Annotated in this window: 14 protein-coding genes and 1 pseudogene; 8 read left to right on the plus strand and 7 right to left on the minus strand. The window is 75.4% G+C overall.

The genetic code is table 11. From position 1 onward, the window contains the following. A partial coding sequence (locus OO48_RS19860) for an AfsR/SARP family transcriptional regulator (RefSeq protein ID WP_167346460.1) occupies positions 1–753 on the minus strand: 753 nt, incomplete at its 3' end. A 155-nt stretch (positions 754–908) separates the two neighbouring features. Here OO48_RS19860 and OO48_RS19865 point away from each other — a divergent pair. Beyond that, positions 909–1,718 (plus strand): site-2 protease family protein, encoded by an 810-nt coding sequence (locus tag OO48_RS19865; RefSeq protein ID WP_033218140.1) that lies wholly within the window; start codon positions 909–911, stop codon positions 1,716–1,718. Positions 1,719–1,722: 4 nt separating this feature from the next. On the opposite strand, the gene OO48_RS19870 is transcribed toward OO48_RS19865, so the two are convergent. Then, positions 1,723–1,917, minus strand: coding sequence for a hypothetical protein (locus OO48_RS19870; protein WP_033218142.1), 195 nt, complete (start codon positions 1,915–1,917; stop codon positions 1,723–1,725). Between the two features lie 131 nt (positions 1,918–2,048). Beyond that, a complete protein-coding gene (gene npdG, locus OO48_RS19875) occupies positions 2,049–2,750 on the minus strand; it encodes an NADPH-dependent F420 reductase (protein ID WP_033218144.1) in 702 nt (233 codons plus the stop codon). A 47-nt stretch (positions 2,751–2,797) separates the two neighbouring features. Between npdG and OO48_RS19880 the strand changes: the two genes are divergently transcribed. Further along, positions 2,798–3,376 carry a hypothetical protein gene (locus OO48_RS19880; protein ID WP_033218292.1) on the plus strand — a complete coding sequence of 193 codons (579 nt, stop codon included), beginning with the start codon at positions 2,798–2,800 and terminating at the stop codon, positions 3,374–3,376. 76 nt (positions 3,377–3,452) lie between these two features. Then, complete coding sequence (locus OO48_RS19885) at positions 3,453–4,748, plus strand: MFS transporter (protein ID WP_033218146.1); 1,296 nt, start codon at positions 3,453–3,455, stop codon at positions 4,746–4,748. A 7-nt stretch (positions 4,749–4,755) separates the two neighbouring features. Here the strand turns inward: OO48_RS19885 and OO48_RS19890 are convergent, their stop codons facing one another. Further along, positions 4,756–4,974, minus strand: a complete 219-nt coding sequence (locus OO48_RS19890; protein WP_033218148.1) for a hypothetical protein — start codon at positions 4,972–4,974, stop codon at positions 4,756–4,758. 127 nt (positions 4,975–5,101) lie between these two features. Here OO48_RS19890 and map point away from each other — a divergent pair. After that, positions 5,102–5,944, plus strand: a pseudogene (map, locus tag OO48_RS19895) (type I methionyl aminopeptidase); the annotation flags it as partial. Here map and OO48_RS19900 read toward each other — a convergent pair. Next, on the minus strand, positions 5,934–6,557 hold the full coding sequence (locus OO48_RS19900; RefSeq protein ID WP_245194720.1) for a bifunctional DNA primase/polymerase: 624 nt from the start codon (positions 6,555–6,557) through the stop codon (positions 5,934–5,936). The pseudogene map and the gene OO48_RS19900 overlap by 11 nt on opposite strands. Before the next feature lie 413 nt (positions 6,558–6,970). Here OO48_RS19900 and OO48_RS19905 point away from each other — a divergent pair, with 413 nt between their 5' ends. Further along, complete coding sequence (locus tag OO48_RS19905; RefSeq protein ID WP_033218298.1) at positions 6,971–7,186, plus strand: hypothetical protein; 216 nt, start codon at positions 6,971–6,973, stop codon at positions 7,184–7,186. 90 nt (positions 7,187–7,276) lie between these two features. Here the strand turns inward: OO48_RS19905 and OO48_RS36430 are convergent, their stop codons facing one another. Then, on the minus strand, positions 7,277–7,954 hold the full coding sequence (locus OO48_RS36430; protein ID WP_081952247.1) for a PadR family transcriptional regulator: 678 nt from the start codon (positions 7,952–7,954) through the stop codon (positions 7,277–7,279). A 163-nt stretch (positions 7,955–8,117) separates the two neighbouring features. Between OO48_RS36430 and OO48_RS19915 the strand changes: the two genes are divergently transcribed. Then, entirely contained in the window at positions 8,118–8,516 is a 399-nt protein-coding gene (locus tag OO48_RS19915) for an ACT domain-containing protein (RefSeq protein ID WP_033218150.1), read from the plus strand. 145 nt (positions 8,517–8,661) lie between these two features. Then, a complete protein-coding gene (locus OO48_RS19920) occupies positions 8,662–9,705 on the plus strand; it encodes a serine hydrolase domain-containing protein (RefSeq protein WP_033218151.1) in 1,044 nt (347 codons plus the stop codon). A gap of 71 nt (positions 9,706–9,776) precedes the next feature. Here OO48_RS19920 and OO48_RS19925 read toward each other — a convergent pair whose 3' ends face one another. After that, positions 9,777–11,528 (minus strand): SpoIIE family protein phosphatase, encoded by a 1,752-nt coding sequence (locus OO48_RS19925; RefSeq protein ID WP_033218153.1) that lies wholly within the window; start codon positions 11,526–11,528, stop codon positions 9,777–9,779. A 310-nt stretch (positions 11,529–11,838) separates the two neighbouring features. On the opposite strand from OO48_RS19925, the gene OO48_RS19930 reads away from it, so the two are divergent. Continuing rightward, on the plus strand, positions 11,839–12,189 hold the full coding sequence (locus OO48_RS19930) for a DUF7144 family membrane protein (protein WP_033218155.1): 351 nt from the start codon (positions 11,839–11,841) through the stop codon (positions 12,187–12,189). Positions 12,190–12,236 lie beyond the last annotated feature (47 nt).

The raw sequence follows: 12,236 nt of genomic DNA on the forward strand, positions 1-12,236 counted from the left end.
AAGAGACAGGGTGAGGGCGGGGGCGGGGGCGGGGATCGGCTCGGTGGTGAGCAACTCCCGGTGCAGGGAGCGAAGTTCGGCCCCCGGGTCGGTGCCCAGCTCCTCGGCCAGGGTGCGCCGGATCTCCTCGTAGCGGCCGAGCGCCTCGGCGGTGCGGCCGGCCGCGCGCAGGGCGCGCAGTTGGAGGGCCTGCAACTGCTCGTCGAAGGGGTGCTCGCGGCAGAGTTCGGCGAGTTCGGCGGTGACCTCGGCGGCGCGGCCGAGTTCCAGGGCGGCGGTCAGCCGGTGCCGGCGGGCCTCCTCGCGCTGGGACTCCAGCCGGGCGGCGGGGGCGGTGCGGTCGGGCAGGTCGGCGAGGGCGGGGCCGCGCCACAGCGCGAGCGCGGCGGCGAGCTGCTCGGCGGCGGCGGCCGGGTCGCCGCCCCGCAGGGCGCGGGCGCCGTCGGCGGCCCGGCGCTGGAACTCGGCGACGTCGGTGCGCGGGTCGGTCAGCCAGTACCCGGCGGGCCCGGAGCCGATCTCGGCCCGGCCGACGGTCCGGCGCAGCCGGCCGACCAGGGTCTGCAGCGCGGCGGCGGCGTCCTGCGGGGGCTCGTCGGCCCACACCTCGTCGGCGAGCAGCTCGGCGGGCACCGGTCGGCCCTGGCGCAGCGCGAGCGCGGCCAGCAGCGCGCGCAGCCGGGCGCCGCCGAGGGCGACCGGGGTGCCGTCGTCGTGGTGGGCGGTGGTGGTGCCGAGGATGCCGTAGTGCACCCGCCCATTCTGGGGGACGCGCCGACCGCCGTGGGCACACCCGTGCGGAACGCCCGGCCGCTCCCGTACGTTCACCCGGGGCCGCTTGTCCGGCCCGCCCGTCCGACGGCATGATCGGACGCCCCGTCCGTCACCCACCTCGGAGCCCCCTCGACATGACCTACGCCAGCACCGGCCAGCGCAGCGCGGAGAACCGGGTCAGCCCGATCTTCCTGGCGATGGCCGGCATCTTCCTCGCCTCCGGTCTCGCGCTGGCCACCGGCTGGGGCAACGACCGGCTCGGGGTGTTCCTGTTCGTGGTGGCGGGCTGGATGGTCTCGCTCTGCCTGCACGAGTACGCGCACGCCCGCACCGCGCTGGCGGGCGGCGACATCACGGTCGGCACCAAGGGCTACCTGACGCTGAACCCGCTGAAGTACGGGCACGTGGTGCTGAGCTTCGTGCTGCCGGTGGTCTTCGTGATCATGGGCGGCATCGGCCTGCCCGGCGGCGCGGTGTACATCGAGCGGGACCGGGTCTCCGGCCGGCTCAAGCACAGCCTGATCTCGGCGGCCGGCCCGCTGGTGAACGTGGCCTTCGGCGTGGTGACGCTGCTGCTGGTCGGCCGGGGCTGGTTCGACAACCCGGACGTGCCGTCCACCGTGGGCGAGCTCGAGTACGGGATCTCACCGCTGCCGGCCGCCCTGGCCTTCCTCGCCTACCTGCAGGTCACCGCGGCGATCCTGAACCTGCTGCCGGTGCCCGGCCTGGACGGCTACGGCATCGTCGAGCCCTGGCTGTCGTACAAGGTGCGCCGCGCGATCGCCCCGTACGCGCCGTACGGCATGCTGCTGCTGTTCGCGCTGGTGTGGCAGAGCCAGGTCGGGGAGTGGCTGCAGGAGGGGACGCTGCGGATCTTCGACCTGTTCGGCGTCGACCCGGTCTACCCCGCGCTCGGCGACCACCTGTTCCGGTTCTGGAAGTAGCCGCTCAGCCCCGCTCGGCGGCGGCCGCGGCGCGGCGCTCGGCGCGGCCCTTGCGCAGGTGGTACCAGGCGAGGTTGCTGGCCACGCCGGCCATCAGGATCCACACCACGCCGAACCAGGCGCCGTTGGCGAAGGAGACCACCGCGGCGACCACCGCCAGGACGAGGACGATCGTGGCGTACAGGGCGTTGCGGGGCATGGCGGGGGCTCCTCGGGAGTGGCGGTGTCGCCCGGCCATTCTCGCCGACCGAACGTACCGGCCGGGGCCGGGGGTGGTGACGGTACGGGCGCGCGCCGGGAGCGCGGGGCCGGCCCCGGCGCGCGCCGGGCTCACACGTCGGTGATCCGCAGTCCCGCGTGCGCCTTGTAGCGGCGGTTGACCGAGATCAGGTTGGCGACCAGCGACTCCACCTGGTGGGCGTTGCGCAGCCGGCCGGCGAAGATGCCGCGCATGCCGGGGATCCGGGAGGCCAGCGCCTGCACGGTCTCGGTGGCGGCCCGGTCCTCGCCGAGCACCATCACGTCGGTGTCGATCCGCTCCACGCTCTCGTCCTGGAGCAGCACCGCGGACAGGTGGTGGAAGGCGGCGGTGACGGTGGAGTCGGGCAGCAGCGCGGCGGCCTGCTGGGCGGCCGAGCCCTCGGGCACCTGGAGCGGGTAGGCGCCCTGCTTGTCGAAGCCCAGCGGGTTGACGCAGTCGACCACGATCTTCCCGGCGAGTTCGGCGCGCAGCGCGGTCAGCGTCTCGGCGTGGCCGTCCCACGGCACCGCGACGATCACCACGTCGCTGTCGGCGGCGCAGGCCGCGTTGTCGGCGCCGCGGATGCCCAGGCCGAGCTCGGCGGCGCAGGCTTCGGCGCGTTCGGCGCTGCGGGAGCCGATCACCACCCGCTGTCCGGCCTTGGCGAGCCGCAGCGCGAGGCCGCGGCCCTGGTCCCCGGTGCCGCCGAGGACACCCACCACGAGGTGGGAGACGTCGGGGAGGTTCCGGCCCGGCCCGGCCGTCGCGTTCACTGAATCGGGTTGCGTCATGCCGAAGATCCTGCCAAACCCGCTGCCCGGGCAGCATGCTGTCGCGCATGGACGCGGTGAGAGTTTCCGCACTCCGGCAGTCACTGGCCGGCACCGGCTGGCCCGAGCGGGCGGGCGCCTTCGCCGCCGCGCTGCGCGGCTCGGTGACCAGGCGCAGCGCGAGCGGCCTGCTGCTGGTCGGCACCCCCCGCTACGAGCCGTGGCACCTGGCGGCGCACCTGAGCGACGAGGCCGCGTACGGCGGCCTGCCGGAGCTGGCCCCGACGCTGCTGCGGCACGCCGTCCCGGCGGGCGCGCCGGAGCACCTGGCCTGCGGGCTGCCCCGGCTCGCGGAGGCGCGCGGAGGCGCGACGGTGCTGCTGGTGGCGCCCGACCCGGCGGACGCGCCGCTGCTGGAGCGGCTGGACGACGCCCGCCGGGCCGGGGCGGTGCTGCTGGCGGTGGACGACGGCGATCCGGAGCTGGCCGGCCTGGCGCACGAGCGGCTCACCGTGCCGGGGGCCGCGCCGGAGCCGTTCGAGCTGGTGCAGCACCTGGTCAGCTCGGCCACCACGGCGGCCGAGCCGCGCTCGCGGCTGTCCCGGCTGGCGGAGCGGCTGACCGCCTCGCCGGTGCTGCGCTGGTAGGGCCGGACCGGGCCCGGCCCGACCGCTCCGAAAACCCGTTGCCGTCCGGGGGCCGCGTGACGCAGCATCTGGCCATGTGACAGGTACCGCTCCTCTTCTCCGTCGGCTCCTCCCGGATCTCACGCCCTGGCGTTCCTCCCGGGAATTCCGGCTGCTCTGGGCATCGGGGTGCGTCACCGGTTTCGGCAGTTTCCTGACCTTCGTGGCGCTGCCGATCCAGATCAAGGAACTGACCGGCTCGACCTTCGCGGTGGGCCTGGTCGGCGCGTTCGAGCTGGTGCCGCTGGTGGTGTTCGGCCTGTGGGGCGGCGCCCTGGCGGACGCGCTGGACCGGCGGCGCCTGGTGCTGCTGAGCGAGGCCGGGCTCGCCCTGCTGGCGGCGCTGCTGCTGGCGAACTCGCTGCTGCCGCGCCCGCTGCTGTGGCCGGTCTACCTGGTCGCGGCGCTGACGGCGGCGCTGGCCGGGGTGCAGCGCCCGGCGCTGGACTCGATGGTCCCCCGGGTGGTGGCGCACGACCAGCTGCCCGCCGCGTTCGCCCTCAACTCGCTGTACCGCAACGTCGCCTCGGTGGCCGGCCCGCCGCTGGCCGGCGTGGTGGTCGCGGTCGCCGGGGCCCGCAGCGCCTACGCGCTGGACCTGCTGACCTTCCTGGTCTCGCTGGCGCTGATCGCCCGGATGCGGCCGGTGCCGCCCGCCGAGAGCGCCGAGGCCCCGTCGCTGCGCACCATCGGGCAGGGCCTGTCGTACGCCTGGAGCCGCAAGGACCTGCTGGGCACGTACGCGATCGACCTGGTGGCGATGCTGTTCGCCTACCCGGTGGCGCTGTACCCGTTCCTGGCCGCGGAGCTGGACGCCGAGTGGGCGCTGGGCCTGCTGTACGGGGCCACGGCGGCGGGGGCGCTGCTGGTGGCGGCGACCGGCGGCTGGACGGCCCGGGTGCACCGGCACGGGCGGATGCTGCTGTTCGCGGCGCTCGGCTGGGGCGGTGCGATGGCGCTGGCGGGCCTGGTCGGGAACGTCTGGCTGGTGCTGCTGTTCCTGGCGGCGGCCGGCGGGGCGGACCAGGTGAGCGGGGTGGCCAGGTCGACGATCTGGAACCAGTCCATCCCCGACCAGCTGCGCGGGCGGCTCGCCGGGGTGGAGGTGCTCTCCTACTCGGCGGGCCCGCAGCTGGGCCAGGTGCGGGCCGGCGGGATGGCGGCGCTGGTGGGGGTGCGCGGCTCGATCTGGGCGGGCGGGGTGATGTGCGTGGCGGGCGTGCTGGCGCTGACCGCGGCGATCCCGAAGCTGCTGGCCTGGGACTCGCGCACCGACCCGCACGCGCTGGCGGTGCGGGCCCAGCACGAGCGCCAGGCCGCGGGCGTCTCCTGACCGGCCCTCACTCCCGGGGTTCGTCGTCGTTCCAGCGCGGGTCCTGCCGCCACTCCTGGTTGCGCTCGGCGGCGGTCTCCAGGGCGTGCGCGGCCTCCTCCCGGCTGGCGTACGGGCCGAGCCGGTCCTTGGCGGGGCACTCCGGGCCCTCCTCGACCTTGCCGTGCTTGATGCAGTAGAACCACTCCCCCGGCTGCCCGGTGGGCTTGCTGCGGCCGAACGCCATGGTCTGCTCTCCCGTCCTGGTGGTGGCGCCGCGGCGGGGCCGCGGCGGTCGGTGGTGATCCTTTCCCCCGGCGGCGGCCCTACACGCGGCCGGGGCCGGACGGGCGGCGGCCGATACACTCGCCGTCATGGCTCTGGTACCCGGCACGCTGTCCCCCACCCGCAAGGTCCCCGCGCACATCGCGCGTCCGGAGTACGTCGGCAAGCCCGCGCCGACGCCGTACACCGGCCCCGAGGTGCAGGACGCCGAGACGGTCGAGAAGATGCGGATCGCCGGCCGGATCGCGGCCCGGGCGATGGCCGAGGCGGCGAAGCTGATCGCCCCCGGCGTGACCACCGACGAACTGGACGCCGTCGCCCACGCGTACATGTGCGACCACGGCGCGTACCCGTCGGACCTCGGCTACCGGGGCTTCCCGAAGTCGATCTGCACCTCGATCAACGAGGTGATCTGCCACGGCATCCCGGACTCGACGGTGCTCCGGGACGGCGACATCGTCAACATCGACGCCACCGCGTACATCCACGGCGTGCACGGCGACCTGAACGCCACCTACCTGTGCGGCGAGGTGGACGAGGAGTCCCGGCTGCTGGTCGAGCGCACCGAGGAGTCGCTGAACCGGGCGATCAAGGCGGTCAAGCCGGGCCGGCAGATCAACGTGATCGGCCGGGTCATCGAGTCGTACGCCAAGCGGTTCGGCTACGGGGTGGTGCGCGACTTCACCGGCCACGGCATCAACACCTCGTTCCACTCCGGCCTGATCGTCCCGCACTACGACAGCGACCGGGCCACCCAGGTGATCAAGCCCGGGATGACCTTCACCATCGAGCCGATGCTCACCCTGGGCACCTACGACTACGAGATCTGGCCGGACGGCTGGACGGTGGTCACCAAGGACCGCAAGCGCACCGCCCAGTTCGAGCACACCCTGCTGGTGACCGCGGACGGCGCGGAGATCCTCACCCTGCCGGCAGCGGGCGCTCGGGGCCGCGCAGCCAGCGCACCTCGGAGCCGCCCGGCAGCGCGGCCGGCGGGACGAGGGTGTACGAGCCCCGGCAGTGCCAGCGCAGGCCGGGGTGCTCGGAGACGGTGTCGGGGGTGGCGTCCAGCGCGCTGGTCCACCACTCGTCCTCGTCCTGCGGGGTGCCGCGCGTCGCGGTGAAGAACAGGTACCTGTCGGCGCCGACCGCGGCGACCGGGCCGACCGCGCCGAGCGCCTCCAGCCGCTCCAGGGCCAGCACGCCGGCCTCGGCCGGCACGTCCAGCACGTCGTGCGCGCGGCCGGTCGCGGTGACGAAGTTCGCCTCCGGGTCCCGGGAGAGCCAGCGCTCCAACTGCTCGGCGTCGGTGGTGGCCTGGGACTGCCAGGCGAAGGAGAGCGGGTGCTGGGCCGGGGCCGGACAGCCGACCCGGTCGCACGAGCACCGGTGCCCGGCCGGGTGCGCCGCGGGCGCCACCGGGAACCCCGCCCCGGCCGCTCCCAGCAGCAGGTCCAGCCGCGCGGCCGCGTCCCCTCCGGGGGCCTGCGGACGATCCCGCCGGTCCCGCCGCCACCAGGACGTCCACCTGCTGCTGGCTACCATCTGGCCCCTTCCGCACGCACCTGTCTGAGCTGCCGTGCCAGGTACGGCACGGCCACCGACGCAACAACCGACGCCAACGCACGGAGCGGCTCGCTGCTTCCCGAGGGGCACCACGCGCGGGGGCGTCCTGCCGCCGACCGGCGCCGGGGTCTCCGGGCCGCCGACGTCCGGGGTCGGGTACGGAGTACGAGGTTCGTGCTCGGCGGGCGGGCGCACCGCGGCGCGCCCCACCCGACCCGTACGGGCCCGCGGACCCGGGTGAACCCCGGGGGCGTACGTAGCAGGATAAGGCTCCCGGAGGCCTCCGGATGACCGGGGGCGGTGCCGCCCCCGTCACACCCGCTCCACACCCCCGCTCCGGAACGGACACACCCGCCCGCTCAGGGCCCCCGCGCCGCCCCTACCCTGGACGGGTGAAGAGCGCCGACACCGAGTTCGTCGGGGGACCGCTGGACGGGCGGGTCCTGCCGGTCCTGCTGGGCATGACCCACAGCGTCCCCAAGGTCTACCGGGTGCCCGTCCCCGCGCACGGGGACACCCCGGCGACCACCCTGGTCTACCGCCGCGCCAAGGAGTACGACGCCAAGGGGCGCTACCGCTGGCGCTACGAGTACGACGCCGGAGCCTGACCGCCCGCGCGTCCGCGCGCCCTCGTACCCTCACCCCTAGTCCGCGCCTCGCCCGCGCCTCGCCCGCGCCTCGCCCGCTGCCGGCGGGGCTCAGTCCTCCTCGGCCAGGATCAGGTACAGCTTCTTCTTCGCCTCGGCCAGCACCGCGAGGCCCTTGGTCCGCTGCTCCTCGGTGCCGGTCATCATGACCTGCCGCACCGCGTGGTCCACCGCCGCGAGCGCGGCGCCGACCTCCTGCACGGCCTCCCAGTCGTCCCGCCGGCCGGCCTCGTCCCACGGGGACGCCCCGGCCTGCCCGGCCTCGGCCCGGCCCTGCTCGGTCAGTTCGAACAGCTTCTTGCCGGACTCCTCGTTGGCCTTGATCAGCCCCTCCTCCTCCAGCAGTTGGAGCGTCGGGTAGACCGATCCGGGGCTGGGCCGCCAGGCCCCGCCGGTGCGCTCACCGATCTCGGTGATCATCTCGTAGCCGTGCATCGGACGCTCCAGCAGCAGCGCGAGCAGCGAGGCCCGCACGTCCCCCCGCCTGGCCCGCCCGCCGCGCCGCCCGCCGTGCCCGCGCGGACCGTGGCCCCCGAACCCGCGCCCGCCCGGCCCGAACCCGGGCCCGAACGGCGGCATCGGCCGCCCCGGCGCCCCGAACGGCCCGAACGCCGCCCGCCCGTCGAACCCGCCGGGCCCGTCCCCGGGCGTCCCCGGCCGCTCGGGGCCGCCGGCCCAGCGACGCCGGCCCTCTCCACCGACTCCACCAAAACGCTTGTCGTACCGCATGACGAACACCTGTCTTCCAAGAAGAGTGGACGCTCCACTTACCGAAGCATCTCGATACCTCGACGATATATCGCTAACTATCGGAAGACAACCCGTTCCGACACTCGTCCGCCGCCGGGCCCGCACCGCCTCCCCGGGCCGGGGGACGCACTACCGTGGCGGCATGGCAGGCGAACGCGACCTCGACAAGCTGCTCTCCGGGATGCGCCCCGTCCACAACCCGGGCCGCTACGTGTTCTGCACCCTCCCGGGACGGGTGCCCGCCGGGCTGCGGCCGGTGGTCACCGTGGCCGAGCCCGAGGGCGTCACCTTCGTGGTCGCGCAGGAGGAGGCCGACTCGCTCGGGCTGCCGTACTCGTACGTCGCCGCCTGGCTGACCCTGCGGGTGCACTCGGCGCTGGAGGCGGTCGGGCTGACCGCCGCCGTGGCCGGTGCGCTCGCCGAGCGGGGGATCGGTTGCAACGTGGTGGCCGGCTTCCACCACGACCACCTGTTCGTCCCCGTGGACGAGGCGGACCGGGCCGTCGAGGCGCTCGACTCGCTGGCGGCGTCCCGCTCCTGAGCCGCCGCCGGTCAGGTGCTCCGGCACCGGTCAGGTGCTCCGGCACCGGTCGGGCGCTCCGGCACCGGTCGGGCCTCTGGCACCGGAGGCCCGGCGCGGGCGACAATCCGGGGGAAGGCACCGCCGGCCGGAGGGGAGGGACGTCGTGTCCGCCGATCCGCAGCGGCGCGCCGCCGACTGGCTCCGCGCCACCACCGCCGCACTGGGCGACGCGCTCGGGGCCGCGGTGGACGGCGGCCAGTTCCCCGGCGGGGTGCTGGTGGTCGGGCAGGCCGGGGCGGGACGGGCGGTGGCCGCCCGCGGGGTGGTCGCCCCCGAGTGCGGCGAGGCCCGCCCCGACGAGCACACCCGCTACGACCTGGCCTCGCTCACCAAGGTGCTCGCCACCTGGCCGCTGGTCGGCACCGCCGTCCGCGCCGGGCTCCTCGACCTGGACGCCCCGCTGCGCGCCGCCTTCCCCGGACTCCCCTCCCCCGGCGGCGAGTTGACCGCCGCCCAGCTGCTGAGCCACACCTCGGGGCTGCTCCCGCAGACCGGCCTGGCCCGGTACCAGCACACCGGCCGGCCGCTGGTCGAGCACCTGTGCGCCGAACCGCTGGTCTCCGCGCCCGGCGCGCACCACAGGTACGTCGACCGCGGGTTCATCCTGCTCGGCCTGCTGCTGCCCGAACTGCTGGGCCGCCCGCTGCCGGTGCTCGCGGACGGACTCTGGCGCGGGCTCGGCCTGGACGCCACCGCGTACGGCCCGCTGCCGCGCGACCCGTGGCTCGCCCCGACCGAGCAGCGGCTGCGCGGCGCGCCCCGCACCTGGGGCATCCCGCACGACCCGAGCGCGGCCCTGCTCGGCGGGGTGGCCGGGCACGCCGGGGTGTTCTCCTCCGCCGCCGACCTGGCCGCCTTCGCCGAGCACCTGCTCGGCGCGTCCGGCCCGCTGCCCGAGTGGTTCGCGCTGAGCCGCCGCCCGCGCACCGCCGTCGAACCCGGCCTGCACCGCGGGCTGGCCTGGATCGTCACCGCGGACGGCTCGGTGGCCTACCACCACGGCTTCACCGGCACCAGCCTGTACCTCGCCCCGCCCACCGGCCGCTTCGTGGTGCTGTGCACCAACGCCGTCTACCACGGCTGGGACCGCGCCCGGCTGGCCGGGCTGCGCGGGATGGCCCTGCGCGCGCTGCTGCCCTCGGGCTGAGGCGGCCCGGCGGGCAGGCCCGGCGCAGCGGCCATGCGCGGCGGGTCAGCGCGGTACTCCAGCGCGGCGGGTCAGGTCTGCGCGTCCCGGCGGCCGCCGGTCAGCACGGTGAGCACCTCCCCCGGGTGGCGGCGGTGGCCCGGGCGCGGGGCGACCGGGGCGGCGGCGAGCAGCGCGATGTCGTCCTCGGCGGGGGCGGGGGCGTGCGCCAGGACGGCGTCCAGCAGGTCGGCCGGGCCCGTGCCGGCGGGCGGGCGCAGGGCGGTGAGCCGGGCCAGCGAGCGGTCGATGTCCTCGTCGCGGCGCTCGACCAGGCCGTCGGTGTACAGCAGCAGGGTGCGGCCGGGCGGGAGGAGGGCGGTCGTCCGGGTGTACCCGTTCAGGCCGGTGCCGAGCGGGGGGCCGGGCTCGACCGGGAGCAGGGCCACCTCCCCGCCGGGGCCGACCACGGCGGGCGGCAGGTGGCCGGCGCTGGCCAGCGAGTACCGGCCGCGGGCGGGGTCGGCGTAGACCACCAGGCAGGTGGAGGGCCGGTAGTCGTGGACCTCGCAGGCCAGGTGGTCGAGGCGGGTCAGCAGCCGGTCGGCGGTGGGTTCGAGCAGGGCCATGGCGCGCAGCATCGCCTGGTAGTGGCTCATGTGGGCGGCGGCCTCGATGCCGTGGCCCATCACGTCGCCGATGGCCAGCACGGTGCGGCCGTCGGGCAGCGCCACCGCCTCGTACCAGTCGCCGCCGACCAGCGCGCCGGTGCCGGCCGGGCGGTAGCGGAAGGCGACGTCGAGGTCGGGGTGCGGGCTGCCGGGCTCGGCGAGCATGGCACGCTGCAGGTCGACCGCGATGGCGTGCTCGTGGCTGTAGCGACTGGCGTTGTCGAGCGTGATCGCGGTGCGCCCGGCGAGGTCCTGGGCGGCGACGGCGTCGTCCTCGGTGAAGCCCGGGGAGGCGCCGGCCCGCATCAGCGTGACGGTGCCGATCCGGTGGCCGCGGGCGGTGAGCGGCACGATCATGCCGGAGTGGATGCCGATCTCCCGGTAGCGGGCGACCCGTTCGGCGTTGGGGGCGGAGCGGGCCAACTCCCGGTCGCCGAGCAGGTTCTCGATGACCGGGCGGCCGGTGTCCAGGCAGCGCGGGATGGCCGAGCCGGGCTGGTAGTCGACGTGCTCGCCGCGGTCGCCGAGCCCGCGGACCCCGGCCAGCAGGGCGGGGGCGGCGGCCAGTGCGGCGCGGCGCAGTCGGCGGCCGCCGTCGGGGCGGGGGCGGGCGTGCCGACTGTCCGGGTGCGGGAGGAGTTCGACGGTCGCGGCGTCGGCGAGGTGCTCGACCAGGAAGGCGGCGAGTTCGCCGCAGGTGGTGTCGACGTCGAGGGTGGTGCCGACCTGGGTGGCTGCGGCGTCCAGCAGGGAGAGCCGGGACCTGGCCTGTTCGAGTTCGTGCTGCTGCTCGCGGGAGGCGGTGACCTCCAGGACGATGCCGACCAGACCGAGCGGGCGGCCGTCCTCGGCGTCGATCCGGTGGTAGGCGCCGTGCCAGTAGCGGCGGCGCAGCGAGGAGGCGGCCCGGGTGTGGCCGTTGGAGGTGACCTCACGGGCCCTGCCGTCGGCCAGGACGGCGCGCAGCACCTCCTCCCGGGCGTCGATGTCGGGGAGCAGTTCGGCGATGGTGCGGCCGAGGTGCAGTTCGGCGGGGACGCCGTTCATCCCGGCGAGGGCGGGGTTGACGTAGCGGTAGCGCAGGCCGGTGTCGAGGACGGCGATGCCGGCGGCGGTGCCGTCCAGGACTTGGCGCAGCGGCGGGGGCAGGGCGCTCCAGAGCTCGTCGGCCATGGCTGGCGCACCTCCTCGCCGGGCGCTGGGACACCGTGGACCCGGCACTGTGACCAGTAAACACAGCGGCGCGGATCGGGGCGATCCGGTGCCGGGCGGCCTCGGCCGGGCCGGGCCCGGGGCGGCGCGTTCACCCGGATGGAGTCGCCCGAATGCCCGGGGGCGGGCTGTGCCGGAGGGTCGAACCAAGACCTGCTTCGGCCTAGGAGGTTCCATGAGCTCGTCTGTCGGTCCGACCGCAACACCGCCCCCCGGTTCACACGCCGGAACCTCTCCCCGGGCTCCGCGGAACAGGGGCTGGGTCTCCGGGATGGTGCTGTTCGCCGGTGTGATCATGCTGGTGAGCGGCATCCTGGAAGTGTTCCGCGGGATCATGGCGATCGCCGAGGACGACGTCTTCGTCACCACGCCCCGGTACGTCTTCAGGTTCGACCTCACTTCCTGGGGTTGGATCCACCTGGTGATCGGCGCGCTGGTCGCGCTGGTCGGTTTCTTCGTGATCAAGGGGGCGGCCTGGGCCCGGATCATCGGTATCTTCCTGGTCTCGCTCGGCCTGATCGGGAACTTCCTGGACCTGCCGTACTACCCGCTGTGGTCCGTGGTGATCATCGCGCTGGACGTGTTCGTGATCTGGGCGCTGGCCGTCTACCGGGAGGAGTGAACCCGGAGCGCCGTGTGCCGCCGGTGCGCGGCCGGGCAGCCCGCCCG

This window comes from Kitasatospora phosalacinea (assembly GCF_000716545.1).
GTDB lineage: Bacteria > Actinomycetota > Actinomycetes > Streptomycetales > Streptomycetaceae > Kitasatospora > Kitasatospora phosalacinea.